At 60.4% G+C, this 25,477-nt stretch carries 24 protein-coding genes; 13 read left to right on the top strand and 11 right to left on the bottom strand.

Annotated features, from left to right (window positions below; all coding sequences use genetic code 11):
• From MTX21_RS18520 to MTX21_RS18510, 3 genes are read left to right on the top strand one after another with little or no spacing between them, the layout of a single operon-like run.
• A complete protein-coding gene (locus tag MTX21_RS18520; RefSeq protein ID WP_280966210.1) occupies nt 1-1,398 on the top strand; it encodes a hypothetical protein in 1,398 nt (465 codons plus the stop codon).
• Between the two features lie 5 nt (nt 1,399-1,403).
• Nucleotides 1,404-2,654 (top strand): ABC transporter permease, encoded by a 1,251-nt coding sequence (locus tag MTX21_RS18515; RefSeq protein ID WP_280966209.1) that lies wholly within the window; start codon nt 1,404-1,406, stop codon nt 2,652-2,654.
• A complete protein-coding gene (locus MTX21_RS18510) occupies nt 2,651-3,355 on the top strand; it encodes an ABC transporter ATP-binding protein (RefSeq protein ID WP_280966208.1) in 705 nt (234 codons plus the stop codon). Before MTX21_RS18515 ends, MTX21_RS18510 begins: the two co-directional genes overlap by 4 nt.
• A gap of 167 nt (nt 3,356-3,522) precedes the next feature.
• Here MTX21_RS18510 and MTX21_RS18505 read toward each other — a convergent pair whose 3' ends face one another.
• Both MTX21_RS18505 and MTX21_RS18500 read right to left on the bottom strand, forming a co-directional pair.
• A complete protein-coding gene (locus MTX21_RS18505) occupies nt 3,523-3,831 on the bottom strand; it encodes a LysR substrate-binding domain-containing protein (protein ID WP_280966207.1) in 309 nt (102 codons plus the stop codon).
• Nucleotides 3,832-4,068: 237 nt separating this feature from the next.
• The gene (locus tag MTX21_RS18500) at nt 4,069-5,679 is read right to left on the bottom strand and encodes a glycoside hydrolase family 28 protein (RefSeq protein ID WP_280971394.1); all 1,611 of its coding nucleotides are present in this window, start codon (nt 5,677-5,679) and stop codon (nt 4,069-4,071) included.
• A 332-nt stretch (nt 5,680-6,011) separates the two neighbouring features.
• Here MTX21_RS18500 and MTX21_RS18495 point away from each other — a divergent pair, with 332 nt between their 5' ends.
• The 4 genes from MTX21_RS18495 (at nt 6,012) to MTX21_RS18480 (ending at nt 10,433) form a co-directional block, all read left to right on the top strand.
• Complete coding sequence (locus tag MTX21_RS18495) at nt 6,012-7,484, top strand: extracellular solute-binding protein (RefSeq protein ID WP_280966206.1); 1,473 nt, start codon at nt 6,012-6,014, stop codon at nt 7,482-7,484.
• Nucleotides 7,485-7,498: 14 nt separating this feature from the next.
• Complete coding sequence (locus MTX21_RS18490) at nt 7,499-8,530, top strand: ABC transporter ATP-binding protein (RefSeq protein ID WP_280966205.1); 1,032 nt, start codon at nt 7,499-7,501, stop codon at nt 8,528-8,530.
• Nucleotides 8,531-8,600: 70 nt separating this feature from the next.
• Entirely contained in the window at nt 8,601-9,575 is a 975-nt protein-coding gene (locus MTX21_RS18485; protein ID WP_280966204.1) for a sugar ABC transporter permease, read from the top strand.
• Between the two features lie 6 nt (nt 9,576-9,581).
• Nucleotides 9,582-10,433, top strand: a complete 852-nt coding sequence (locus tag MTX21_RS18480) for a carbohydrate ABC transporter permease (protein WP_280966203.1) — start codon at nt 9,582-9,584, stop codon at nt 10,431-10,433.
• 288 nt (nt 10,434-10,721) lie between these two features.
• Here MTX21_RS18480 and MTX21_RS18475 read toward each other — a convergent pair whose 3' ends face one another.
• The gene (locus MTX21_RS18475; RefSeq protein ID WP_280971393.1) at nt 10,722-10,916 is read right to left on the bottom strand and encodes a hypothetical protein; all 195 of its coding nucleotides are present in this window, start codon (nt 10,914-10,916) and stop codon (nt 10,722-10,724) included.
• Between the two features lie 381 nt (nt 10,917-11,297).
• On the opposite strand from MTX21_RS18475, the gene MTX21_RS18470 reads away from it, so the two are divergent.
• The gene (locus tag MTX21_RS18470; protein WP_280966202.1) at nt 11,298-12,389 is read left to right on the top strand and encodes a transporter; all 1,092 of its coding nucleotides are present in this window, start codon (nt 11,298-11,300) and stop codon (nt 12,387-12,389) included.
• A gap of 255 nt (nt 12,390-12,644) precedes the next feature.
• Here the strand turns inward: MTX21_RS18470 and MTX21_RS18465 are convergent, their stop codons facing one another.
• The 4 genes from MTX21_RS18465 to MTX21_RS18450 form a co-directional block, all read right to left on the bottom strand.
• Complete coding sequence (locus tag MTX21_RS18465; protein ID WP_280966201.1) at nt 12,645-13,022, bottom strand: hypothetical protein; 378 nt, start codon at nt 13,020-13,022, stop codon at nt 12,645-12,647.
• A 134-nt stretch (nt 13,023-13,156) separates the two neighbouring features.
• Nucleotides 13,157-14,788, bottom strand: coding sequence for an arylsulfatase (locus tag MTX21_RS18460; protein ID WP_280971091.1), 1,632 nt, complete (start codon nt 14,786-14,788; stop codon nt 13,157-13,159).
• A 340-nt stretch (nt 14,789-15,128) separates the two neighbouring features.
• Complete coding sequence (locus tag MTX21_RS18455; protein ID WP_280966200.1) at nt 15,129-15,557, bottom strand: hypothetical protein; 429 nt, start codon at nt 15,555-15,557, stop codon at nt 15,129-15,131.
• A gap of 55 nt (nt 15,558-15,612) precedes the next feature.
• On the bottom strand, nt 15,613-16,104 hold the full coding sequence (locus MTX21_RS18450; RefSeq protein ID WP_280966199.1) for a hypothetical protein: 492 nt from the start codon (nt 16,102-16,104) through the stop codon (nt 15,613-15,615).
• 415 nt (nt 16,105-16,519) lie between these two features.
• Between MTX21_RS18450 and MTX21_RS18445 the strand changes: the two genes are divergently transcribed.
• Nucleotides 16,520-16,747, top strand: a complete 228-nt coding sequence (locus tag MTX21_RS18445) for a hypothetical protein (RefSeq protein ID WP_280966198.1) — start codon at nt 16,520-16,522, stop codon at nt 16,745-16,747.
• Between the two features lie 30 nt (nt 16,748-16,777).
• On the opposite strand, the gene MTX21_RS18440 is transcribed toward MTX21_RS18445, so the two are convergent.
• From MTX21_RS18440 to MTX21_RS18425, 4 genes are all read right to left on the bottom strand, one after another.
• The gene (locus tag MTX21_RS18440) at nt 16,778-16,966 is read right to left on the bottom strand and encodes a hypothetical protein (RefSeq protein ID WP_280966197.1); all 189 of its coding nucleotides are present in this window, start codon (nt 16,964-16,966) and stop codon (nt 16,778-16,780) included.
• A 630-nt stretch (nt 16,967-17,596) separates the two neighbouring features.
• Nucleotides 17,597-18,109, bottom strand: coding sequence for a DUF1269 domain-containing protein (locus tag MTX21_RS18435; protein ID WP_280966196.1), 513 nt, complete (start codon nt 18,107-18,109; stop codon nt 17,597-17,599).
• A 189-nt stretch (nt 18,110-18,298) separates the two neighbouring features.
• On the bottom strand, nt 18,299-19,075 hold the full coding sequence (locus MTX21_RS18430) for a hypothetical protein (protein WP_280966195.1): 777 nt from the start codon (nt 19,073-19,075) through the stop codon (nt 18,299-18,301).
• Nucleotides 19,076-19,206: 131 nt separating this feature from the next.
• Nucleotides 19,207-20,868, bottom strand: coding sequence for an arylsulfatase (locus tag MTX21_RS18425; protein ID WP_280971090.1), 1,662 nt, complete (start codon nt 20,866-20,868; stop codon nt 19,207-19,209).
• A gap of 689 nt (nt 20,869-21,557) precedes the next feature.
• On the opposite strand from MTX21_RS18425, the gene MTX21_RS18420 reads away from it, so the two are divergent.
• The 4 genes from MTX21_RS18420 to MTX21_RS18400 all read left to right on the top strand — a co-directional run bounded on the left by MTX21_RS18420 (nt 21,558) and on the right by MTX21_RS18400 (nt 25,393).
• Nucleotides 21,558-21,890, top strand: coding sequence for a hypothetical protein (locus MTX21_RS18420; RefSeq protein WP_280966194.1), 333 nt, complete (start codon nt 21,558-21,560; stop codon nt 21,888-21,890).
• Between the two features lie 987 nt (nt 21,891-22,877).
• Complete coding sequence (locus MTX21_RS18410; RefSeq protein WP_280966192.1) at nt 22,878-23,498, top strand: nucleoside deaminase; 621 nt, start codon at nt 22,878-22,880, stop codon at nt 23,496-23,498.
• A gap of 246 nt (nt 23,499-23,744) precedes the next feature.
• On the top strand, nt 23,745-24,095 hold the full coding sequence (locus MTX21_RS18405; RefSeq protein ID WP_280966191.1) for a DUF3302 domain-containing protein: 351 nt from the start codon (nt 23,745-23,747) through the stop codon (nt 24,093-24,095).
• Nucleotides 24,092-25,393, top strand: a complete 1,302-nt coding sequence (locus tag MTX21_RS18400) for a biotin/lipoyl-binding protein (protein WP_280966190.1) — start codon at nt 24,092-24,094, stop codon at nt 25,391-25,393. Before MTX21_RS18405 ends, MTX21_RS18400 begins: the two co-directional genes overlap by 4 nt.
• Nucleotides 25,394-25,477 lie beyond the last annotated feature (84 nt).

The following is a 25,477-nucleotide window of genomic DNA, read 5'->3' as shown; positions in this document are numbered from 1 at the left end:
GTGAATCGCGGGCTGATTTGGCTCGCCTTCGTCGATCTGAGAAGGGCGTGGCTGCGGTCATCGGTAACCGCACTAGCGATCGCGCTTGCACTGATCGCAGTCACGTTCTTTGTAGGGCAGATAGGCTTTCGGCGGGCGGAGCTCCTGGCCGGATATGAAGCGTCCGGAGCGGCGACATTTGTTATCGAGCTCGGGCGTGTGCCTGCAGACGAAGTCACAAACCTCGTCCAGACGCTACGGTCGGCCGCCGGCGTGGAGTCGGTCGAGGCTCCCTACAACGGGACGCAACTCGGCCTCGTGGCCGACACCGCGTTTGTGGTCTTTGAAAACGAGAAGCAACAGGAATCTCTCGGTGCCCAGACGACCGTGCTAGGCATCGATGGGTCATTCGATCCAGTGCGCGACTATTATGTAAATTTCCACGATCTGAATCCGAAGGCGCCCTCGGCGGTTCTCGGAGCCCCCTTGTTTGCAAGATCCGGAACGGTGCGTCCGCCGGATCGCAACGAGGTCGTTGTCCCATCGGGAGTCACGGACTACGTCGGAGTTCGACCTGGTGCCGAAGCGACCGTCGATCTGATGTATGTGAATGCAAATCCGCCAATAGTTCGGCGCTTCGAGAAGCTACGCCTGATCGGCACATTCGAGCTCGTCGGACCGGATCAGGGGCGATTTGAGCCATTCTGGCGCCTGGCTGCGCAAGGCAGCGAAGTCCTCACTGTGCGTCGCCCGGATGCGCCAGAGGGCATGGCAACCACGTTGCCTATCCTCCTGAACGGACAGGTGTTGAAAGAATTTCTCGGATTTGTCGACGAGCAATTGGCCGCTCGCGGCACGCCACCCGCGAAGCAGGTGATACCGAAGGAACTGGTCGTGCGCGCCAACTCAGTTCGCGCCGTGCCTCCGGTCGAACGCGACGCGATATCCTTGCTCGACCAGCGTGGCCTTAAACAAGACTGCGGCGCTGCCCGTGAAGCCTCCTTCTGTCTAAGAGTGCCGGAGCGAAACAACTTTAAGGCGGCACTCCGGGAGCAAAGGAAATTGGAGATGGGTGGCTCGTTCTTCGTCTTTCTCCTGCTTGTATTGGTGGCAGCCGGGGCAGCGGGTCTGCAAATCCAGTGGGTCCTTGGCCATTGGCGCGAGTTTGGAATTATGCAAGCCGTTGGCTTTTCGCGGAGTCAAGTGCTGCGCTATTCCGCGCTGCGTCTCTACGGTGTCCTTGCCGCTGGCATACTGGTTGCGGCAGCGGCGATAGCCATTCTGCCATTCGCGCGAACCGTTTCAGGGTTCACTCTTGCCGTGGGCATGGCGCTTGCTGCGTCAAGCATCGCGACGGTGCCGGCGTTACTCTGGCCGCTCGCGCAACGCCCGGCGCAGCTGTTGCGGGTATCGGCATGATTTGGGTGAAGCTCACCTTCGGAGGTATGGGACGACGGTTTGTCGAGGCAATAGCTGCGATTATGATTTTAGCGGCCGCCAGTGCGACTGTGGCTGCGTCACTGATGGTGGTCGAAGGTGCCAGGAACGCATTAAACGGAGCCATACACCAGGACCGCCCCGACATCATTCACGTGAAGAGCCGGTTTAATCGTGCCTTGTTCGAAACGCCGCGTAGCGGAAATCTGCCGCCTCTTACGATACCGGTTTACGAGCCGCTGATTGATCCGGCTGACCTGGAACATGCGGCAGGCAGCAATCGGGTTATCAGACGACAATCGCTTTTTCGAAACGTTGTTTCCGGCGATGGATTTCTCAACATTTACGTCTTTGGCATCGATCCGGATGTCGAGCGGGAAGTGAGCCGCTTCGAGCTCGCGAGTGGTCGATTTCTTCGCAAAGACGATCGCGCGGCTGCAGTTCTCGATCAGGTGTCGGCTCGCACGCTTGGCGTCGACGTCGGCGCCACCTTCCCGATTCGCAAAGCGGATGGAGGGGATCTGGAGCTTACGGTTATCGGGATCTTCGACAAACTGGAATTGCGGGGAGCACCGCCGAGATCGGCCGAAGCCCCTTCGCTGAACCCTGAGGCGACCGACGTTTCGAGCGGGGCGTTCGTGAACATTCAGACGAGCGAGGATATATTTGGTCGACCGACACTGACTGACGCGCTTGTGATTGCAAGGAGCACGTCCGATGTGCCCTCTCTTGTCGCCAAACTGCAGGAAGCCTTCCGGCTTGAGCCGGGCATCTTCGTCACAGAGCGATATAGTCAATATGAACGCAAGGTGCGTGATTTCGTCCTGACATTGGCGGTGTTCACGGCCGTGAGCGTCGCAACCGTGTTATTGGCCGGAACATTCGCCGCAAACCTCTTGCATGACATCTACGTTGATCGCCGCAAGCAATACGCCACGTTGATTACGCTCGGGTTTCCGCCTGCAGTGGGTATCGCACCGGCTGTTGTGTTCGGATTGGTATTGGGCGCCGCTGGATCTGCTATTGGTAGTGTGGTCGCAATTCTATTTGTGCCGCGGTCCTTCGCGATACCGTCGCTGATGGCTGATCTTGGCACTACGCAGCCCGCGCTTGATCTGATGGTCGTTGGATCGATCGTCGCGATCGGGATCGCGGCCGTTATCGTCGGTTTTGCACCAACGGGCCGCCGTCTTCTGCGACATGCCCTGGCAACAAGCCTGTCGGAAGGACGCTCATGACCCAAGATCCATTCGTATCGGTGCGCGGAGTCTCGAAGACGTATCGAGGTGAGCGCTCCACCATTGGCGCGCTGCGCGACGTCTCGTTCGACATTGAGCAAGGCGAGTTCGTGCGCGTCAGCGGTCCGTCCGGATCAGGCAAAACCACACTTCTGAATCTTATCGCAGGCCTTGATGGCCCGGACCAGGGGGACATTGTTGTCGCCGGGATCAATATCGGTCGCCTATCGATGACCCAGGCCTCGAAGTACCGGGCCAAGGAGGTCGGGATCATTTTTCAGTCCTATAATCTGATCCCACAGCTCACCGCCTTGGAGAACGTTCTGCTCCCGATGATTGCCGTGGGGCGAGCCAATCGCGCTCGAGCCCGCGAACTGCTCGACGTTGTTGGCCTCGCCGATCGCAGTGATCACAATCCTTCTCAACTCAGCGGTGGAGAGCAGCAACGAGTTGCCGTTGCAAGGGCCTTGGCGAACGATCCTGCGCTCGTCCTAGCCGACGAACCCACTGGAAACCTTGATGACCAGAGCGCAGAAAGCGTTATGGTAATGCTTACGAATGCGGTCCGTGAACGTGGAAAGACACTGCTGCTCGTCACCCACGAGCGCGAAGGGGTTCAAGCGATTGACAGGTCCCTCGAGCTCAGGAATGGCGTGCTCAGCTCCTACCAGGTTGAGCGTTCCCAAGAGGGGGTCTCTTGAGATTGCGCCTTGCGCTGCCCCTCGTCCGAAATTGACTGCATAGGCTGCTCCTCCGAATCGTGGGAGCCTCAAACGGCGCCCCTCCTTGGCGCTCTCGCGTCGGCGGAGGAGCCGTCCACAGCATCATCAGCGGAAGGTGCCGATCCGGCCGAACTTGAACGGCGTCGTCACTCAAGGCGGGAAGCCTTGACGACATTCCGCACGCAATCGATGAACGACACCACAGGCGGATTGAGCGTCCGGTTCTTGACAAAAACGACTTCGGCGGAAACCCGCGGCCCTACCGATCTGATCGGCAGGACGCGCAGTGCGGCCTGACTGGCTTTCCGCCGCGCGACCGATATCGGGAGGATACCTACAAATTCACCGCTCGCCACCAGCGACGTCGTTAGCTCGATCGAGATCGTCTTCCCCAACCGAATCTGCAGGAAATAACGACCGTCGCCGCGCCGGGCGAGGTAGGAGGGACGAGCCACGTTGGCAGCCTTTCCGGGGCGCGGGCGGGTGAGACATCCGGGTGGGATGTAACACCATCAAATCCGCTACCACATTCCGGCCAACGTGCTGGAAAATATCAGGATTTCGCTTCGAATCTGGGCCTGGTAGCGCGTCCCTCCCCCGCTACCAAACGTGCGATTTTGCACGCCAACCTGCGATTTCTCACGCTTTGTTCGATGTGTCGTGCACCACGGCCGAAGCCGTGAGCCCTCTGTTCACAGCTGCATATGTGAGATCCGACCCTCGATCGACACGTCCTTCAGTCCGCGGTTGGCGAAGGCGCGGAAATCGGAAACGTCATTGAACGACACGGTCGGACCGATCGAACTGGGAAACTTGACGTGCGTGAGATCGGCGCTGTTCAAGTCGCCGAGCCAAAGCGACGGGCGCGCGTCGGCGGTGACAGCTCGAAGCTCCACATTGTTGAATTCGAGATTGCGAGCGTGACGTATGTAGAAATGCTGCGCCGGCAAAGGGCCAAACAGAGCAGGCTCAGGATAGTCGTTCGGCCGCTCGACCGGTTGAAGCTCCGCCATCTCAGCAGTACCGCCACCCTTGTGCAGAAAGTAACAGTCGCTGATCTTGACGTCCTCGACCGCATGTCCTGGAACACCGCTAATGATCGATGGCATATCGTTCAGTGGCGCGTTGCAGGTGACATTGCTGATCAGAACGCGCTTGAGTGCGCCCACCGTAATGCCGGCGGGGCCGCGCAGGCGTGATCCGAGACGCAGGAATAGCGGCGCGTTGCGGATGTCGCGCATGGTGACCCCTGTCACGGTGATGTCCTCCATAATTCCGCCATCGACTGTCTCGAGCGCAAGGCCGCGACAGCTTTCAAAGACGCAGCTTGAAATGGCGATGTTCCGGAATCCGCCGTTCGATTCAGTGCCGCACTTGATGCGACCGGTGCGCTGCCAGCCGTGGTCCTCGTAAGTGCCGGGAAAAGGCTTGAAGCTGCCGTCAATGAGCGAGCCTACCTGGAAGCCGCCCGTAACGTAGCAATTGGCGATCGTGACGTTCTCGGTCGGGCGCGCATAGCCGAGAGCAAACGAGCTTTTCGGGCAGATCGCGTCGTCCCAGGGCGAGTTGATGCTGCAGTTCGAGATGCGAACGTTGCGGCAGCAATCGATGTTGATTCCGTCGCGATTGGTATCGATCTTCAGATTGTCGATCGTCAGGTTGTCGACACCCGTCGCCAGAACGGCGAAGTGTCCGCAGGCGAGCATCGACAGGTCGCGAAGAGTGACATTGTGGCAATTCTTTAGGGCGATCGCCTTGTTTCCCACGCCTGGTGCCTCGGCGAGCGGCAGGTCGGGGTCGTCGTGTCCGCGGGCAAGCCCCCGTCCCCAGATCAAGCCCGGTCCGAAGATTGCGACGTCATGGATGCTCTCGCCCCAGATCAGGCTATTGTGCCAGTGATTATGGCCGAAGTCCTGGAACGCCTCCCAGGGTCCGTTCGATTCTGCTGGATCGTAGCCTGACGCTGTCCCCTCACGCGGGGTGTCGGCGGCTATGATCACGCAGCCCTCATCAAGGTAAAGCGCAACTGCGCTTTTCAGGCGAAGCGAGTAGCACGCATAGCGACCCGCGGGAAAATATACCGTGCCGCCCATGCTGCCCGCTGCCTCGATCGCCCGATTGATTGCCGGCGAATCGATGGCTTTGCCGTCCCCAATCGCCCCGAAGCTGCGCGCGTCGAAGACTGTGCTGGCACCGGAAGTCGGAGCGGCGGCCGCGCTTGTATCGGGCGAGATCATCGCGCACCCGATCGACGCGGCGGCTTTGCTGGCTAGCGTGAGAAATTCTCTGCGGAAGCGGTCCATGTCACGCCTGGCCGAGAGGGGGATGGCGGAGGCTCACCATTTCGTGCGGACCATGGAATGGCGCAAGCGGTAGGACCACCCGGGCGGGGAATCATGCGACGAGCCTCAAAAGCTGCGGGTGCCCGTTACCGTGGCGATCGCAAGGTACGGTACGGCGTTTGCGCGCCAGATGCAGCGGCTTAGCCCTTCGTCGCAGAAACTCCTGCCGCCGAACCCCGTTAATTGATGGTCCAACGGGCTTTATGAGCGGAAAGCGATCGAACAAAACGTGTACAAATGGGGCTGCGAGTTCGATCCCCGTCCAAAATTTTTCGGACAAAGGGAGAGAAACCATGGCCAAGCGGTGGAATAGCCCAGCGCTCCTAGCGGTGTCGGTCGCCGCTGCTGCGCTCTGTGTGCTCGGAGCGAGTGCAAATCTGTCCGCGGCGGAAACGCCGGATGAACCAACTTCTGGCGTCAAGCCGTCGGCGATACACTTCCCGGTAAAATACGGGGCGCTGACCTTTCCCGAGAAATTCCCGGCCGGCACGACGCTATCGATCACGCAATGGAGCCATTTCGTTCCGCGCTACGACAAGTGGTTCGATGCCTATGCTCAACAATGGGGAGCCGCACACAACGTCAACGTCTCCGTGCAGCACATCAGTTATGCCGACCTGAACTCGACGCTTGCGGCCGCCATTGCCGCCAACAAGGGGCCGGCGCTGATGCAGATGAACGCGACGCCAGCCGCATTCATCCAGGGTCTGCAGCCCTTGGACGACGTCAATGACGCGGCCAAGGCGGCCTATGGCGCGGGCGTCGCGCCGTGCACCCATCAGGCTTATCTCCCGGTCAAACAGCAGTGGTACGCCTATTGCGTGGGCTGGGTCGTCGATCCCGGCGATTATCGCATCTCGCTGTGGAAGGATGCCGGCTATCCACAAGGACCGGCCACCTATGACGATCTCTTCAAGGGCGGCCAGAAGATCTATCAGAAAACGGGAATTCCGGTCGGCGTCGGCATGTCGCCCGAGATCGACTCGGAGTTCTATGCGCGTTCGCTGATCTGGTCGTTCGGCGGCACCGTGCAGGACGCCTGCGGCAACGTAACGCTCGATTCGCCGCAGGTACTCGACGCGGTGAAGTATCAGGCCAAGCTCTTCCACGCTGCCGAAACTCCGGAGGTGTTCTCCTGGAATGCGGCTTCGAACAATCAGGCGTTCGTGTCCGGGCGAGCCTCCTACATCCAGAACTCGATCTCCTTCTATCGGACGGCTCAGGAATCCAACCCGAAGAATGCGACCGACACCGGCTTCAGGCCGGGGCTGAAGGGGCCGAACGGCGACGTGCGCCAGACCGCGCATGTCTGGTTCATCTACGTTCTTCCGAAATACGTGACTGACAAGAACCAGATTCTGGCGGCGAAGAAGTTCATGCTCGACCTCGCTGCCAATTACAGCAGCGATACGTACTACAGCAAACTCTATGACTTCCCTGCCTATCCGCCGACGGTACCGCAGCTCGAACAGAAGGGCGGCTGGATCGATCACGATCCGTGGGGCTCGGACCCGCCCGACAAGCTTTCGGTGCTCAGGGGAGCGCTCGCCTGGACCGCATGGCTCGGCTATCCCGGCTACGCCAATCCAGCCACGAGTGAGGTCTACAACACGTTCCTGCTGTCAACGATGATGGCGCAGGCGGCGCGCGGCGAGAAAACACCAGAGCAGGCCGTCAAGGATACCGCTGCCCAGATGCAGAAGATCGTCGAGAAATGGAAACGGCTTGGCTACGTCGGGTGCGGTCGGGAAGCCAGCAAGGACTAGCGAGGATCAGCGCCGTGGCCGTGTTGGAAGTCAGAGAGCTGGCGAAACACTTCGGTGATTTCAAGGCCCTCAAGGGTATCGACCTGACGACGCGGGAGGGAGAGTTTCTCACCATCGTCGGTCCCTCCGGCTGCGGCAAGACGACGCTGATGCGATCGATCGCCGGCCTCGAGAAGCCGACCGCCGGCGACGTCTTTCTCAACGGCCGGCTCATTACTCCGCTGCCCCCGCGGGCGCGGAACATAGCAATGGTCTTTCAAAGCTATGCGCTCTATCCGCACATGTCAGTGGCCGACAACATCGCGTTTCCCCTCAAGGCGCGCGGCGCGGTGAAGGCGGAGCAAGAGCGTCTGATCCGCTGGGCAGCCGGAATACTTGGCATCGAAGGCCTCCTGCACCGCCGCCCGGCACGACTTTCGGGCGGCGAGAAACAGAAGGTGGCGCTGGCCCGCGCGATCGTGCGCAAACCGTCTCTCTTTATCTTCGACGAGCCGCTCAGCTCGCTCGACGCGCAGGTGCGGGCGGTAGCGCGTTCCGAACTCCGCCAGCTGCACGACCGTACCGGCATCACCACCGTCTACGTCACTCACGATCAGGTCGAGGCGATCGGCCTTGGCGATCGTGTCGCGGTGATGCAGGCCGGCGTGCTGCGCCAGATCGGCTCGCCTCACGAGCTCTACGCGGAGCCGGCAAACACGTTCGTCGCCGGGTTCATCGGCACGCCGCCGATGAACCTGCTGGAGCACGGCGCCACAATCGTCGGCTTTCGCCCGGAGCACCTCGCGCCGCGAGCGGCTGTGGCGAAATCCGACGACGTGGCGACGTTCCAGGTGCGCGTCACGCGGATCGAGTTTCTCGGCTCCGAATGGCTCGCCTACGGCAACGCGGATGGCGAATTCAGGAACGCCAAGGTGCTGTGCAAGCTACGGCAGGAAGCGATCGGCAAAGTGAAGGTCGGCGAGGTGCAGGAATTCGTGGTGCCGCGTTCACTGCTACGGTTTTTCGACATTCAAACCGGTATGCGCACGGCTGCCGCGCCAATTTGAAGCGCGGTCCTGCGACGCGGAAAGACACTGCGTCGCGACGTGCCGAATGGCCTGGCGGCGAGGAGTTGTCGTGAGAAACGAAGAAGGCTTCGGCGGGCGGAGAGAAGGATACGGGAAGCCGCCGCAACGGGAGGCGCGCATCGGAATAGCCGATCGCGATGGCGTTGTCGGTGCCATCATGCTGGCGCCAGCCGTTATCTATGTGATTGCACTTGTCGCGGTGCCGTTTTTCCTTGCCATTGCGCTAAGCCTCAGTGAGGCGACTGTCGGCAATCCCACGATTCAACAGTTTGTGGGCCTCGATAATTTCATCAGCGTGGTCTACGACGCCGCGTTCATGTTCGCTTTGCGTAACAGCATCATCATCACCGTGGCGACGCTGGTGCTTCTCACGATCCTGACGATCCTCCAGGTGGAGTTGCTCGCCCGCGACTTTCCCGGCAAGCGACTTGCGCAAATCCTGCTCATCCTGCCCTGGGCAATGCCGGTGGCGCTCGCCGCCGTCGGCTGGCTCTGGCTGCTCGATTCGGAGTTCAGCCCGATCGACTGGATCATTCGCGCGGTCGGCCTGCTCGGCCCCGGCACCATGCTCGGTCCGGCCAACAATCTCTTCTATCTTGGGCGCGAATGGCTTGGTATTGGTGCGGTCGTGACCATCAATGTCTGGCGCACGCTGCCGCTGTCCACGATTATCGTGATGGCAGGCCGCACGGCCATTCCGGGCGAACTGTTCGAACAGGCCGAACTGGACGGCGCCGGCTATTTCCGCGTCTTGTTTCAGATCACCCTGCCGGCGCTGGCGATCCTGCTCATCGTCGCCATCCTGTTCACAGTTCTCGTGATCTTCGGTGACATGACTGTGGTGGCGCTAACCACCAGGGGCGGACCCGGCTATACGACCGAAATTCTCCCATATTGGGCCTATCTCAAAGGCATCCAGGGTGGGGCGCTGAGCCAGGGCGCGGCAATCGCGCTGTTTCTGTTTCCAGTGCTGCTCGCCGTCTCCATCCTCGCCTTGCGCATGGCCTATCGCGGGCAGGAGTAGCAACCAATGCGCACGGGACAAACGCTTCGCACGGTCGGCTTCTACGCTGCGCTGCTGTTGTTCTGCGCCTTCGCAATCTTCCCGGCGGCGTGGATGCTGATCACGGCCTTCAAGCGCAATGCCGATCTGTACGATCCGGCCAACAATCCGTTTCTGTTCAATCTTCCCCCAACGCTGAGCCACATCGGCTTCCTGTTCACAGAGACGAATTATCCGGTCTTTCTCTGGAATTCGTTGTTCATCGGCGTCATCGTCGTCGCCATCACGCTGGTGCTCGCGGTGCCTGCGGCCTACAGTCTGGCGCGGCTGATGGGGCATTGGGGTGAGCATTCGAGCATCGCAATCTTCCTCGTCTATCTCATTCCTCCCACGCTGCTTTTCATCCCGCTGTACGAGGTCGTGACCCTGCTCGACCTCGCCAATACAGTGTGGTCGTTGATCCTTGTCTATCCGACGATTACGGTTCCGTTCTGCACCTGGCTTCTGCTCAGCTTCTTCCGCTCGATCCCGCGCGAGATCGAGGAGGCGGCCTTGACCGACGGTTGGAGCCGCGTCGGCGTCTTCTTCCGGGTGGCGCTGCCCCTTGCCATCCCGGGCATCACGACTTGCGTCGTCTTCGCCTTCGCGCTGTCGCTGAGCGACTACATCTATGCGGCTGTGTTCGTCAGTTCGACCGGGAGTCGCACCGTGAGCGCAGGGGTGCCGACCGAATTGATCCGCGGCGACATCTATTACTGGCAGGCACTGATGGCGGCGACCGCCATTGTCGGCCTCCCGCTTGCCGTGGTCTATGGCCTATTGTTCGACTGGCTAGTCAAAGGTTTTCAAGTCGAGCTGCCGCGCTCACCACGGGCTTAAGGGGTGTTCGACTGCGTCATGCGAAAGATTGGATGAGGTATCGCAGCTCCGGTGAGTGTGGGGAAAGGCGGTAGCGCTCCCCCGCTACCAATCCTGCGATTTTGCACGCCAGACTCCGATTTTCCCGCGATTTTGTACTTTCTGCGAGTAGCGGTCGGAGCCCGCTGGCGTTGTGTTGCCAGAGGGACGTGACAGTCCGTGCCTCGCGAGAGCGGACTCTCGTGCCAATGAAGCGCTTCGGAAACATTTGGGATACTCAGCGGCGTCAACGCCGGCACGACGAGCACGTCAGTAAATCCAAATCCGCAATGACTGGCCGCCTGCTTCATGCCCAAACTCACGTAGGCGCCTAGCGGCATCGACGCGAGCTTCCTCGATCCATGTCACGGACGTGATTCCGCCTTGGCGACGAAACAGCGGTGCGAAGTGGCGCAGGCTGATCTCCTCGATCACGGCGGGATGACGTTTGTCGAGTAAGTCCACGCCTTCGACCTCAAACCTGATGCGGTCGCGCTCGGCAATGGCCTCGATGGTGTAGCGCGTCGTCAGGTCGAAAGGCGCCGACCCCGCCTCTCAAACGTAAGATAATCGATTTCGGTGTGCCTTCGCAAAAACGGCAAAACTGGTCGCTTTGGTCGAACGTCTCTGTCGGCAAGATGTGCCATGCAAAAACGGCAAGAACGTCGAGCTACACATCCGGAAATTGTGGCAAGGAAGGTACAGTCTCCCGCAAAATATGCACAAGCTGAGAATGTGCCGATTCTGCATAGCCGCGCTGTAGTAGCATCTGCTCATTTTCCGGCTCCTCGCACGACCCGATTGTTCTTCGGTTGTGACAGGAGGGCGAAGAATGGGGATCGGCAGATGCAGATAAAGGGCGGGAAATCGCTATCGACGGCTGGTTTCGTTTGGCGGTTAGGCGCGGCAGCAATTGCCGCTTTGCTCGCGTTCCCCAATGATGCAGCGCGAGCCGATGAAGACGGCATCAGCTTTTGGATACCCGGATTTTTTGGCAGCCTCGCGGCTGTTCCCCAGCAGGCGCCGGGCTGGTCGGTAACTTCGGTCTATTATCACACCTCGGTTTCTGCCGGCGGCGATGTGGCGCGGGCACGCGAGATCACGATTGGCCGAATTCCCGCAAATCTGAGCGTCAACGCGAGCGCGAACGTCAATGCAAACGTGAATCTTGGCCTTCTGGCCGGGACCTACACTTTCGAGACGCCGGTGCTCGGTGGTCAGGCCTCCGCCAGCTTGCTGACGGCCTACGGCTCCAACTCCACGTCGCTGGCGGGATCTCTGACTGGAGCTTTGACGCTCCCGGGCGGCGGCACGATCCCCTTCTCGCGCTTCGACAGCATCGACAGCTCGCTCATTGCATTTGGCGATCTGGTCCCGCAGTTCGCGCTGCGCTGGAATGCCGGTGTCAACAACTACATGACCTACATTACCGCCGACCTCCCGGTCGGCGCCTACCAGTCGACCCGCCTTGCGAATTTGGGGCTTGGGCACTGGGCGATCGACGCCGGCGGCGGCTACACCTATTTCGACCCAAAGACCGGGCATGAAGCTTCGGCGGTGCTGGGATTCACATACAACTTCGTCAACCCCTCCACCCAATATCAAAGCGGCGTCGACATGCATCTCGACTGGGGTGCGTCGCAATTCCTGACCAAGCAGTGGCAGGTCGGCCTCGTAGGTTACCTTTATCAGCAGCTTGGCTGCGACAGCGGCTCCGGTGATCGCGTCGGCTGCTTCCGCTCGCGAGTGGCCGGCGTCGGACCGCAGGTTGGTTATATTTTTCCGGTCGGAGACATGCAGGGATACCTGAACCTGAAGGCCTATGGCGAATTCGCCAATGAAAATCGGCCAGCAGGCTGGAATGTCTGGCTGACGTTCAATCTTCAGCCTACGGCGGCAACACCGCCTACGTCCCCGAGGCCGAGGTTCACAAAATAGAAGCGCAGGTGACGCCCATCTTTGTGACGAATTGAGCATCTGGTTGAATTGAATGCTGAACCAAGCGATGAGCTTTGGCACATCTCGCACGGGAAAAAGGATGAGCTCGCCCACGAGAAGCCGGATGGGAGGAACGCCGGTGACGATGCCTCCGCCGCCGCTGACAGCATTGAAGGATCAGATTTGGCTCGGCATCCGCCGCGCGGTGAACCAGTGATCGCCGCGGACTGCGTCGGCATGCGTGGCGGCTTGGTGTCAGTTCCTGTTTCGATTCTTGCTCGCGCCCTTCAACGCCGTCGCTGGCGACAACGTCGCGGGGTCGTTCATCTGCATGCAGGTCAATAGATCAACGTAGCTGCCCGTTCCCAATAGCGTCGCTTCGGCGGCGCAGCGGTCACGAATGGACGCGGAATAATTTGACCAGATAGTAGCAAGCTGCTGTCGCGCGGCGTTCTCGTCGCGCATGCAATTCTCGACAGATTGGGGAAGATCGAGGTTCATGGCCTTGTCCGTGGCCGCCGTTTCTTTGCATGTCCTTTCGACGTCGATAACGGGCACCACATCTCCGACGGGCACCACCAATGGACTTCCAAGCTGAGTGACCAGTACGAGTGACAAGAATGCCCCGTTCATTGCGGCCTCCTTCGAGTGCGCTGAAGCACGGATCGGAAGCTTCCAGCGCGAGTTCGCTCCCGGCTGCCCCTGCCGGTTCGCTATGGGGCGAGCGCTCTTTTTGAGAGCGCCCGCGTGTTGAAAGACCGGGCCGATTACTGCCCTTGATGTTGTTTGATCTTCTCCTCAATCTCCCGTTTTACGGTTTCAAGGTTGAAGCTCGCTGGCGCCTGCATGGGAGGAAACTCGATCGCAGTTTGCGCCAATTTGGCGACCTCCTGTTGAACAACCACGAAGCGCCAGAATTCGCGGGCCATGAAGTCGTTGAAGTAGCCGGGCGACCCGGTGTTCAGCGTCTCGCCTCGGAGGATGGGCAGCCTCTCAAACGGATCCTGGCGGATGTTGATGATGGCTGGCATGTCGGTCGTGTCCTTCTCGCCGGGCCACCCGTATGGCTGCTGGAAGAACTGGAACTTGAAATCATCGTGGCGAACTGCGCCCAAATGCGGACCGGCAAAATAGAAGATCTCATGGCGAGCGGAGGGACCCTTGCCCGTCAGAAGATCCATCTGATTGTAGCCGTCGAGATGATTCTTGTAGGTGCGGCCTTCCAGCGTCACGCCCTTGAGAAGCTGGTCGGTAACGTTCGGGTTTCCGGCTGCAGCGGTCAATGTCGGGAACCAATCGAGCCCGGAGACGATTCCATTCTCGACCGAACCGGGCTTGATGTGGCCGGGCCAGCGAATGATGGCCGGCACGCGGAAGCCGCCTTCAAAGGCGGTCCCTTTGGTGGACTTGAACGGCGTCATGCCGCCGTCCGGCCAGGTAAACACCTCGGCGCCGTTGTCCGTCGTGAAGATGACGATGGTGTTGTTGGTTTCGCCGATGTCGTCGATATGCTTGAGCAGGGCACCAACGCTGTCGTCGAGCTGGGCCATGCCGGCTTCCTCGAGACCGTAATTCGACTCGTGGTTCTGCATCGCGCTGTACTTCTTCGACAGGAATGTCCAGACGTGCATGCGCGTCGTGTTGTGCCAGACGAAGAAGGGTTTGCCGTCGCGCTTGGCCTTATCCATGAAGTCGCTGGACGCCTTGACCAACACCTCGTCGAAGGTGGTCATGTCGTACTTCGCCTTCAGGAACGGTAGGTCATGCATATTCGGCACGTTCTGCATGTCGGGAAACGGCGGCAGCGGCCCCTCGTCGACGATCCGCTGCTTGCCGATCTTGCCCCAGCGCGGCATCTCGGTGGGGTCGTCCTTGTCCGTCGCGTAGCTGTGGATCAGGCTGCGCGGCCCGTACTTGTTGTAGTAGTCCTGGTTGACTGGGAACGAGTACCAGTAGGGGTCGGACATCGCGTCGAGGTGATACAGGTAGCCGAAGAATTCGTCGAAGCCGTGCACCGTCGGCAGATATTTGTTGAGATCGCCGAGGTGGTTCTTGCCGAACTGTCCGGTGGCGTAGCCGAGCGATCTGAGGGCGGTGGCGAGTGTCACGGCCTGGTCCGGTATGCCAACATCGGCACCGGCCTGACCGACAGTCGTCAGCCCCGTGCGGATCGGCAACTCGCCAGTGATGAAGTTGGCGCGTCCCGCCGTGCAGCTCGCTTCGGCGTAGTAGTCGGTGAACATCATGCCTTCAGACGCCAGCTTGTCGAGGTTTGGCGTCTTGCCCGACATCATTCCGCGGTGGTAGGCGCCGATGTTGAACCAGCCAACGTCGTCACCCATGATCACAACGATGTTTGGTTTTCGCTCCTGCTGGGCAAAGGCGGGAATGCTCGCCATTGTCGTGACGCTACACAACACGACAATGGCAGCCCAGATCGTTCTGAACATTCTCATGGAAGCCTTCCTTGATGCCGACTGCAGAAACCCGGGCCGCAGCCTTCGCCCAACTCCACCCACCAACCGATTTGCATCGTGATCAATGGAGGATCACATGTCGGCAATCGGTCGGACGCCTCGCGGACAGGAAATTGGTCGAAACGCCCTGGATGCGCTATGCACTTTCGGCAGGACCATTCTCACGCAGAAATCGGCATGACAGCAGGCTTCGCTCGTTTTGCTCCAGGCCCAGCGCTGGGCGATGGCTTGCTCAGCGCCGCGCGGAGATCTCTGCATCAAGTCAGCACGGGCGATACATCGCCTGAAGCTGTCTGCCTCGGAGGAAGATTGTTCTCGGAGTCAACCCGCCGTGACGCGCGATCCAGCGCCGCACCTGTACCGGATACATCGCAAAGAGCATCCGGGTTGCTTCGAGGCTCGTGATGGCGCGTCGGTGAGCACCGAATTCCCAGGCGGCGTGGAAGGCGAGGTTGGCCCTTGAGGTTACGCAAATCTTATCGCGCGGAATCGCTGCAAGCACGATGGTGCAAGCCGACGCGCAAAGGCCATCGATCATCACCCTTTGGCCGGAAGCACCCAGCTCCTCATAACTGTCCAGGTAGCTGTCGATCAGTCCCCCACGGTCATTTGCAATCCGAACCGCTGCCTGGCACGCTCCTATGCACGCGATCAAGAGCGCTGCCGCGAACATTCCGCTGAGAAGCTTCATGTTTTGCCGCCCCTAGGTGATTGTGATGCGTATTACGCGCTCCCTCAGGCTTGCTTCACCACCAGTAGCCAGAAGGTTGATCGCAGCCGTTCACCCAGGTGAAGCCGTCCCAGAACAAGCACTGGTCGTAGCCCGCATATGGATAGCCGTAGTCCCAGCTACTCGCGGCGACACCGGCGGCGACGACGCCAGCCGCAATCGGCCAGCCCCATCCGCCCCAGCCACCGCGCCAGCCGGGCCGCCATCCAGCCCAGCCTCCGCCCCAGCCCGGGCGCCATCCGCCGCGCCATCCACCGCCCCAGCCGGGGCGCGCGACCAGAGCGCCGCCGCGAAAGCCACCAACGGCCATGGCGCGGCTTCCTGTGAATCCGGCGCCTCTAAAACCGCCGCCGAAACCTCTTCCCGCAAATCCGCCGCCATGAAAGCCGCCGCCATGGAATCCGCCGCCGCCGAAGCCTCCTCTTGCTGCTGCAGGATCCGCGGTCAGCGCCAGCATTGATGCGGCGATCGCGACACCAATGAGAATCGTGCATCTCTTGTTGCGCATTGCAGGCACTCCTGTTCTTTCGGTCCTCCAAATCAGACTCCAGCTCCGCCGATCGGCCGGCGCCGCTGGCGCCGTTGTCCAACGAGCCCGCGTCTTCGCGTTGCCTCAGACAGCGAATTCTGAAAGCTGGCCTAAACTTTCCCGACGGGCTATGCGATTTCGGCTGAATTCAGCGCGGTGAGATGCGCGACCAAGCTCTTGTGCGCCATGTTAGCATACGCAGTGAAGCTAGACCCACATCATCACAAGCGAGCAGGCCGAGCGTGACGATCTCCCCATGGCGGGCGATCCGCGGGGATTGGCGCCGATGGGCAATATCGAGCTGGCATCGCAAATGTTAATCTGCCCACTCAGCCGGCGGGCAGGCGTGGCGTCTCGCTGCCCTCGGCGGCGATGTGAAATCGGGAGATCGGTAATGTCAGACAGAATCAAGAATGCCTTGATTGCACTGTTGTGTTTGTTGGGCGCGATGAACGCGATTGCGCTTGTCGTCAATCTTTCGCAGCCTTCCAGGGCGGCCGTCCGCGGAATGAGCTACCAGGATCTGCTGCACGACCCCGATTTCACGCGAGCGGTCAAGACGATCGCCGAGCAATGCAACGTCAACGTCGATCTCGCAAAGCTGAAGTGCCAAGGTGGATGATCCCGGCACCGGCTGTTGCTTGGTGATCGACTACCTGCCTGCAGCACGTGTCAGGATGGCTGCCATCAACTGAGCGGCCGTCTGGCTGGAGACAACAGCTTGCCTCTTGAGTTCTCGATAGACGTCGGGAGGAAGAGGAACGTTCGCAATGATCAGCGTACCCGCCGGCATCATGTTCGCCGCGATCTGGCGTTCCAGGATGCTGTCGAACCGGCGCATGCGGTCCCATTTCTCGGCAGCGGTGAGCCCGGCTCGCGGGCGACGACGCGACAATAGGCGGCGATCAGGACATTCTGCACCTCGGACCACGAGATATCGGGGCTGGCGATTTGCAGCCTGTTGATCTGCTCGTTGATCTCGTTGGCGAGATCGACGCGGTTTTCGGTGGTGAAGAGCGCGCCACCGGAAGCGTCTCCGATGAGACTGGGAACCGATCCCGGACCGATTTCCGGACATTCGAGAGTGTCGGAACTGTAGCTTTGCCCCGCTGAGCAACAAAGGAGCATGACGAGCGCGAGCACAAATCCGAGGCAGCGCCGCCGGCATTTGCATTGAGCCGTGATGAGCGCGACAGCGCGAATTGTGGCACGCGAAGCCAATGAAGCATTCCAAATGACAGGGCCGCTCTCGAAACGTACTTGCGGAGACGGTGCTGCTGCTCGAACGGCAACGCTCGCTTCCAATCATTCTTCATGCTGATCACCGTCCAGCCGACCTTCGCCTCGTCAGATCCCGGGAATCTGTGCGCGGGCCTAAGGCACGCGCCATCTGACGGTGGCGCCAAAGTCTTCGACGCGAAGCCCTCATGTGGCCCAAGGGGAACCCAGTTAGTTCGTGAACAGGTCGAACTCAGGAGGGCGGAGCAGGCACGGCCGCTTGGACGCCGGCCAGAGCCGTCTGCAGGGCCGCTTCCTTCGTATGATCGAGCGAGGTTCTCAGCACTGTACCGCCTTCGCCCTTGAGGCCTTCGAGCACCTTATCTGCTGTGACCTTCCGCGCCAGGACGAATAGCGCCGCTGTCCCGGGCTGGATGGCGGCCGCCGTATCTTTCATGAATTTGTCATTGATGCCAGCATCGGTCAAAGCACCGCCCACAGCCCCGGAGGCGGCGCCCAAGGCCGCGCCAGCGAGCGGCATCAAAAAGATCAGGCCAATCAGCGTACCCCAAAAAGCGCCACCGACGGCTCCTGCGGCGGTAGTGTTGATCATCTGGTTCAGTTTGATATGGCCCTTGGCGTCCTTCACGGCGACCACTGCATCACCCAATTCGAGCAAGTATTCCTTCTGCATGGCCAGTAATTTCTGTCTGACTTCCTCCGCCTTCGCCTCAGTTGGGAATGCGATTACGACGAGATCACTCATTGCGATCCTCCTCTAAGACATTTTCCTCGTTGCACGAAAGAAGAGCGCAGGTGGGCCGCCAAGCGTACTATTCGAACGCGAAGATGCGCTTCCAATCGTTCATGCTGATCACGTTCCAACCGTTCTTCCTCGCCTTATCGTAGAGCACCGGCGTGAACGTGCCGCAGAGCCGGCACATTTCGCGTTGCCTCAGTAGCAAGGCGGGTAGGGGTAATAGCCGCAATACGGATTGGCCGCCGCGGCGCCTAATGCCGCTGCACCCAGCGCGGCCCCACCAACTGCGGCGGCTGCATACGGAGCCCCGCGATACCAGGCACCGCGAGCGACGTAGGGATGGTAGCCGACAGCGCCGACGTGACCATACCCGACGCGATCGAAGCCGCCGGCACGGAATCCACCGGCATGGAAGCCACCGAACCCGCCGGCGTGGAAGCCGCCAGCATGGAAGCCACCGAAGCCGAAACGATCGATGAAGAGCGCCGCAGGCCCATCGCCGCCTGTGAGCTCGCCTTCGAGCACGTCAACGTCGAAGGTCAGCTTGTCGCCCTCGAGCTTCGCAGTCTTCAGCGTGACGACGGCATCGCGGATTTTCGATCCGTCCGTGTTGAATACCGAGATGGTGCCGTTCGGCGGATCCTTGGTGAAGCTCTCATCGCTTTCATTGCTGGGCGACCATTCCTCCAAGAGGTGCGTCGTCAGCGCATGCCCGGCCGCCCGCACCGGGCGGTCCGCAAAAACGATGGAGTTGGGCGCAACGCCCGTCAGCGTCAGCTTCCCGCCCTGCAGGCTGGCGCCGCGGGCGTTCATGACGATCAACGACGGCACGATGTCCGGGCTGGCCTGGCCGATCGTCTTCTGCAGCGGCACGTGCTGCGGTGTCGAAGGCGTTGTCTGAGCCAGCGCGGGCGCTACTCCGCAGAGCAGGAGAGCGATGATCATGTGACCGGCTCGATTTCTTCTGGTCATGAGCGACTCCTAACGTTCACATCGGTCAGATTGGTGGTCTCTCAGGGATTGCATGGGAAACGCATCGCTTCACCGGTGGTGGGCGGACGCCCGTGGGGGCGTCCGCATGGTCGTCGCGTCTGCTCACGCCTCTATTCACCAGCGTGACTGCTCGTCTTCATCTCCCTGACCTGCTGCATGACCTGTTCCAGATTGTAGCTCGCTGGATTCTGCAGCGGCGGGAATTTGACGAAAGTCTCAAGGTGCATCAGCCACAACTGCTGCCCGATAGGCAGCATGTTCCAGTCATAGACATACGCGGTAGACGGAGAAGCAATCGCCCCGCCCATACCGAACAGCGTCTTCTGCTGTTGGCCAATGGAAGTCTCGAAGGGATCGCGCTTGACGTTGACGACCTGGGTCCAGTGGAAGGGCAGCACTCCGGAAATGAAGCCCGACGGTGCATCGGACACCATTGCGAAGTACATCTTCCAGTTCTTGTAGCGGACGGCCGACGGCTCCTTGCCGGAATAATACAAGAAGTGGTCGCGTGCCGACTTGTCAGACTTGCCGCTCAGATAGTCGATCTGATTGACGCCATCGAGTGTGGTCTTGACGATACCGGGATACTGGCCGGCCTCAATCCGCTGCTTCAGGGCGTTGCCTTTTGGTCCGCCGGCGGCCTCGACAAGCGTCGGGAGCCAGTCGAGGGCGGCGAACATTTCGTTCTTGACCGTGCCGGGCTTGATGACGCCCGGCCAGCGGATCACCATCGGAGCCCGCATGCCGCCCTCCCAGGTGCTCAGCTTGCCGCCCTTGAACGGAGTGGTGCCACCGTCCGGAAAGGTGATGGTCTCGGCGCCATTGTCGGTGGTGAACACGACGATCGTGTTGTTGACTTGGCCCATGTCTTCGAGCTTCTTCAGCACCACGCCGATATTGTCATCCATCTGCTTCATGCCGGCTTCGTTGACGCCCCAGTCCTTGCCGCCAGCTTCGCCAACCATCGCCAAGTATTTGTCCGAAAGCACGGTCGTGATGTGCATGCGCGCCGGGTTGTACCAGACGAAGAATGGCTTGTTGGTCTTCTTCGGATCGTTGCGGTCGAGGAAGTCAACGACCTTGGCCGAGATTTCCTCGTCCACCGTCTTCGAACGCTCAAGTGTCAGCGGTCCCTCGTCCTTGCACATTTGCTTGGCGCTACTGCCGTCGGATGACGTGCACGCGAGCACCGGACGCGGCGGCGTCAGGCAAACCGTGGTCTTGGGATCCACCGCGCCGGGGACCTCGGACAATCCAGGGATCGGCGTGTTCTTGCATGGCGGCGCGAGGGTCTGCTGGGTCGGGGTTTTGTTGATATCGGGGAAGCTCACCCCCTGCATGGCGTCGAGGTGATAGAGGTAACCCCAGTATTCCTGGAAGCCGTGCGCCGTCGGCAGCGATTCTGTGTGGTCGCCGAGATGATTTTTGCCGAACTCGCCGGTGGTGTAGCCGAGATCGAGCAGAAACCTGGCAAGCGTCGGGGTCCCAGGCCGCAGATAGGATGGACTGCCGGGAATTTCTGGCAACGTCATGCCGACGCGGACCGGCTGCATGCCGGTGAAGAAGGCTGTACGCCCCGCCGTGCAGCTCTGCTCGGCGTAATAGTCCGTGAACATCGCGCCTTCGTTGGCGATGCGATCAATGTTCGGCGTTTCGCCGACCATCAGGCCGCGGTGATAGATGCTGGGCTGCATCCAACCGATGTCGTCGCCCATGATAAAGAGGATGTTGGGCTTCTGCCCCTGCTGGGCGGAAGCAGGAATGCTCGCCATTGTCGTGGCCGTACACGCCAGGACAATAGCGCCCCAGATTGCTCTGAACAGGCTCATAGTTGGCTTCCTTGATGTCGGCTGCCGAAACCGGGCCGCAGCCTTCGCCCCCCATCCACCCACTGACGGTCTTTGCCGATCCATACAGGATCAGGCGAGCACTCAGTCGCCATGCACGCACGAAATTGGCTGAAGGGGCCTCGATGCGCTATGCGATTCCGGCAAGCGCAATGCGGCGTCTCAGAAGCAGTCTTCCAAAAAATACTGGGCGACCCGAGGCATTCCGATTTTCGCGGGGGAGGGGCCAACACCAAAGTTGGCGCCGTCGGGATTAGCTCGTTTCCCACTCCGAACGTCTACTTAGCGGCGGCTCGTTCAGCGGCTACGTGCCGAATCTGCATTGTGCGCGCCACGATCCCAACGCAGGCTGGCTCCGCTGGCAGCCAGTAGGAGCGCAATCAAACGACAGTAAATCGGCACCTGACGCTTCCGAATCTGCATAGACGGCGCTGCAAGCTGGATACTAGATATTTCGTAAGTTGAGGCCTCCTGCTGACAAACAAGAGTACTTTTGGCTTTTGCGCTAACGCTGCACACGGACTGAAAACGATGGACGGCGGCGGGAGTGGGGCCGGACGAGAGCCTAGCGCCGCAGTTAGGCCAGTCTCACGATTTGACCAATGGAGTGAGTTATGAGGCATTTGTGGCTAGCTATTGCAATCCTGCCCGCCCTTGCCAGCGCGGGGGCGTCGGCACAATCGATCAATCTCACCGGCATCTATACTTGCGTCGACAGATGCCGGGGAAACCTACCTGCCCATATCACGCAGAACGGAGCTGCGCTCAATCTCTTGACCGAAGGAGGCGTCCCCGCCCAGGCATGGCCGGACTGGTTTTCGCCGACAAGCCGGATCTGGATTGATGCCTTCAACGAAGGCGCGGTCTATTCACCGAATGGTATGGTCATTCAGTTCGACAATGGGACCATCTGGCAACGAGGCTTGCCGCCGCCCCAACGCAGATAGAACGCTACGCCTATGTTAGACTAGGTATCGAGCGTGCCACAATGCGTCACTCCGGGCGCAAACGACCGAAGATGACGGATGTGGCGGCGGCAACTGCCGATGGTAGTGCCGTCGTCCGAAGCGTATTGAGGGCGCGTCAGTACTGATTTGGGCAGACCCAAGCGCCGTAGGCATTACGATAGCAGCCGCTGTTGTAGCCGTAGGCGCCGTAATAACCGGCCGCCGCCGCACCCACCGCCGCCGCTCCTACCGCCGCTCCACGATAGGGATAATATCCTCCGCGCCAGGCGACGCCACGATAAGCCGCTCCACGATAAGCCGCCCCGCGATAGGCGCCGCCGCGATAAGCCACGCTACGCCCGGCTACAGCGCCCCCTCGGAAATGTGCCGCGCGAACCCCGCCACCGTGAAATCCGCCGCCACGGAAACCACCGCGGGCCAACGCGTCGTCGGGGACAAAGGTTGCGCTTACAAGGACGGTGGCTGCAAAGCCAATCAAAGCCTTTCGCAACATTGGCCATTCTCCCTTGCTAGAACTGCACTGAAACAACGGCCCCGCAAATCCGCATCGGTTTTCGCCACGCGTTCGCGCTTAGCCAGTCGCTCCGGCCTAGGATGGCACAGCCGACCTTGCGCCCCGCTTTGAACTGTGTGGTTCGCGAGGACACAGAGCCGGCATTCTGGGCGCGAGCCTAGCATCCGGCTATGCGATTCCGGCGGAATTCGCTTATCCCTCTTCAACAAACTTCCGCTCAGCCACTCGCGCTTCCCGCCTCGCTGCGGGCCTTCGAGATTCCGAATCTGCATAGTCAGCACTGCGAACCAAAACTAGCTTTGCATCATTTATCGGAAGGAAAATTGTCCTGACGTACTTTTGAGTGCGATTATGCAATCGAGAGCCGGAGCATTTCCCCGTAGCGCGGGCACGCAACCAAACGAGCGTCGCCCACAGCTCCGATTGCGCAAAGGCCTGTTCGCGCCATGAGAATGTCTGACTCAGAATCAGATGCGATCATGATGCGTCGCTGCGTTGCTCTCGCGCAATGCGCAGGCAAAAGCGGGGAGTACCCGTTTGCGGCCGTCATTGCGCGCCGGGGCGAATTCATTTGCGAATCCCTCAATATGGTCAAAGTCGAAGGAGACGTTACGCGACACGCCGAAATGGTTGCAATTGCTTCGGCTCAGAAGAAGCTCCGCGCGACAAGCCTCGATGATTGCACGCTCTATTCGACCATTGAGCCTTGTGCGATGTGCTCCTATGCCATCCGCGAAACCAGGATCGGACGCGTGGTGTTCAGCTTGCGGTCACCGCTCATGGGTGGCCACTCGCGATGGAAGGTTTTGACCGATAGCAATCTGTCCTCGGTGCTGCCGGAGGTGTTTGCTCGGCCGCCCATCGTCCTGTCCGGATACCTGCAACAGGATGTTGAGATGATTTTTCAGAAGCGAAATCCGCTTAGCTGGCGATTCATGAAAGCTCGAAAGATCTTCGTCGAGAGCCCCGATGTTGAGCACTCCACTTTGATCAGTAAGTCGCGCGTTGGCCGTCGGTCCCGTCTCGCGAACTTTGTCAGGGCTGCGGTTCTCGATCGCCTTTGGCGCAGTTAGGATTTTGCCCGGAGGGGCAGCCGGGGAACGAATTTGCCGAAGTTGCATAGCCACCGTCCCTGGCTCCGGTGAACTTCAGAATCGAGAGCAGGGAGATGTCGAGTTCGCTTCGCAGCGGAGCACCCTCCGCGCGCCGATGCACTGCAGCAGGCACAAGAAGGAGCTGGCGCGCTGCTAACGTCGAGGGGTTGCCTTAAGCGCCATTCGTCCGCTGACGGTCGTGTCGCGGCAGAAGGTGGATCAACAATGGATGCCTCATTTGGCGTATTGGACGCATTCGCATTTGTGGTGTTTGCCGTTCTGATCGTGGTGGCGGTGATCATCTTCGTCAGCTTGGGGCAACTACCGGGTCGACTCGCTCGGAAATGGGGGCATCCGCAGGCTTCTGCCGTCAACGTCGCCGGCTGGATCGGCATCGCGACGGGCGGATTGCTGTGGCCGCTGGCATTGATCTGGGCCTTCATCACGCCATCCGGATCGGCCGCTTCGAGAGCCCAAAACGATCAGAATGCACCGGACGTGGCCGAACCAGAGGCGGCCACCAAACAGCAATCTCAACTGCGCAGCCTCCCTGCCCACGAGGAGATGCGGCAATGATTGCATTTCTGATCATCGTCTATGCCGCGGTCGTGCTGGTGCTCTTCAAGGTATTGCGCCTGAAGCCGCGGCCTTACCTCATCGCAGGCATGATCCTAGCCGGCGTCCTCCTGATCGGCGGCGTGGTGGTGGCATGGACGGTGTCGGCGCCGCTGACGGGACGGTTGGTGACGACGCAATACGTCGTCCAACTCGTCCCCTATGTGAAAGGACAGGTCCGAGCCGTGCATGCCGAGGCGAACAAGCCGATGAAGAAAGGCGACTTGCTCCTCGAGATCGATCCGGCGCCGTACCAATATACGGTTGATCAGCTTGAGGCGCAGCTCAAGGCATCGAAGGCGAACGTCGAGCAGGCGCAGGCCAGTGCGGAAGCGGCGGATGCCAATATTGCGAAATCCAAGGACGGAGTCGCTCAGGCGCAAGCCGCGGTTGAACAAGCCAAAGCGGCCGTCGCCAACGCGCAAGCCGCCCTCAACAAAACAAAGGCGGCTGCTGAGCTGGCCAAGACGCAGGAACAGATCGCCTTGAACATTCAGCGAGCTGACGTCGCCGCAATCAGCCAGCTTAAGGTGGCCGAGGCCAAGCAGCAGCGCCAGGAGGCGGATGCCGCCGTTCAGCAGGCCGCGGCTGGCGTCACGCAGGCACAGGCTGCCGAGCAACAGGCGGTGGCCGCATTGGCCGCTGCTCAGTCTACGCTGCAGCAGGCGGAAGCAGCGGCGCGTCAGGCCGCCTTCGCCGTGGTCGTGGCCCAGAGCGGCGTACCCGCTGTAGAGGCGCAATTGGGGGACGCGCGCTTCAACCTCGCGCAGTGCCGGATGACGGCGCCGGCTGATGGATACGTGGTGAACTGGCAGGTCCAAGCGGGGACCATGCTGGTGCCTATGCCGCTCGCAGCAGCCGGGACCTTCGTCGACACCTCAAGCATCGCCGTTGGGGCCGTATATCCTCAGAACTGGCTCGTGAATGTAAAGCCAGGTGACGACGTGGAATTGGTGCTCGATCCTTATCCAGGCCGATTGTTCACCGGAAAGGTGGACGCCGTCATACCTGCCTCCGGTGGCGGTCAATTCACAACCAGCGGAGACATCCCGACAGCGGCGAGGGTCGGATCGACCGGCGCCTATGCGGTCAAGATTCTTTTCGATGATCCGGCCGTCTCACGCAATCTGTCCATCGGCTCTGGGGGAAGTGCCGCCATCTACACCCACGTGGGCAAGCCAACCCACATCATCTCCAAGGTCGCAATTCGGATGAAGAAGTGGCTGCTGTACGTCGTGCCGACCGTGGCCAAGAGTTAGGCCGAGCCTGTTTGGCGGCCCGGGATGGATTTGCCGAATTTGCATGTGACATTAATGCCTCAGCGCGCGATTTTGTAGTCAACG

The sequence above is a fragment of the Bradyrhizobium sp. ISRA430 genome (assembly GCF_029909975.1).
In the GTDB taxonomy this organism is placed as follows: Bacteria; Pseudomonadota; Alphaproteobacteria; order Rhizobiales; family Xanthobacteraceae; genus Bradyrhizobium.
Note: the sequence above shows the minus strand (reverse complement) of the source record. Positions and strands in the feature narration are given on the sequence as shown.

Excerpts from the sequence above, each read along its gene's own strand:
- MTX21_RS18500 (WP_280971394.1), bottom strand. The coding sequence starts at position 5,679 with ATGGACCGCTTCCGCAGAGAATTTCTCACGCTAGCCAGCAAAGCCGCC.
- MTX21_RS18460 (WP_280971091.1), bottom strand. The coding sequence starts at position 14,788 with ATGGCGAGCATTCCCGCCTTTGCCCAGCAGGAGCGAAAACCAAACATC.
- MTX21_RS18495 (WP_280966206.1), top strand. The coding sequence starts at position 6,012 with ATGGCCAAGCGGTGGAATAGCCCAGCGCTCCTAGCGGTGTCGGTCGCC.
- MTX21_RS18470 (WP_280966202.1), top strand. The coding sequence starts at position 11,298 with ATGCAGATAAAGGGCGGGAAATCGCTATCGACGGCTGGTTTCGTTTGG.
- MTX21_RS18440 (WP_280966197.1), bottom strand. The coding sequence starts at position 16,966 with ATGCGCCGGTTCGACAGCATCCTGGAACGCCAGATCGCGGCGAACATG.
- MTX21_RS18445 (WP_280966198.1), top strand. The coding sequence starts at position 16,520 with ATGTCAGACAGAATCAAGAATGCCTTGATTGCACTGTTGTGTTTGTTG.
- MTX21_RS18455 (WP_280966200.1), bottom strand. The coding sequence starts at position 15,557 with ATGAAGCTTCTCAGCGGAATGTTCGCGGCAGCGCTCTTGATCGCGTGC.
- MTX21_RS18450 (WP_280966199.1), bottom strand. The coding sequence starts at position 16,104 with ATGCGCAACAAGAGATGCACGATTCTCATTGGTGTCGCGATCGCCGCA.
- MTX21_RS18465 (WP_280966201.1), bottom strand. The coding sequence starts at position 13,022 with ATGAACGGGGCATTCTTGTCACTCGTACTGGTCACTCAGCTTGGAAGT.
- MTX21_RS18405 (WP_280966191.1), top strand. The coding sequence starts at position 23,745 with ATGGATGCCTCATTTGGCGTATTGGACGCATTCGCATTTGTGGTGTTT.
- MTX21_RS18510 (WP_280966208.1), top strand. The coding sequence starts at position 2,651 with ATGACCCAAGATCCATTCGTATCGGTGCGCGGAGTCTCGAAGACGTAT.
- MTX21_RS18410 (WP_280966192.1), top strand. The coding sequence starts at position 22,878 with ATGTCTGACTCAGAATCAGATGCGATCATGATGCGTCGCTGCGTTGCT.
- MTX21_RS18420 (WP_280966194.1), top strand. The coding sequence starts at position 21,558 with ATGAGGCATTTGTGGCTAGCTATTGCAATCCTGCCCGCCCTTGCCAGC.
- MTX21_RS18400 (WP_280966190.1), top strand. The coding sequence starts at position 24,092 with ATGATTGCATTTCTGATCATCGTCTATGCCGCGGTCGTGCTGGTGCTC.
- MTX21_RS18425 (WP_280971090.1), bottom strand. The coding sequence starts at position 20,868 with ATGGCGAGCATTCCTGCTTCCGCCCAGCAGGGGCAGAAGCCCAACATC.
- MTX21_RS18430 (WP_280966195.1), bottom strand. The coding sequence starts at position 19,075 with ATGACCAGAAGAAATCGAGCCGGTCACATGATCATCGCTCTCCTGCTC.
- MTX21_RS18480 (WP_280966203.1), top strand. The coding sequence starts at position 9,582 with ATGCGCACGGGACAAACGCTTCGCACGGTCGGCTTCTACGCTGCGCTG.
- MTX21_RS18435 (WP_280966196.1), bottom strand. The coding sequence starts at position 18,109 with ATGAGTGATCTCGTCGTAATCGCATTCCCAACTGAGGCGAAGGCGGAG.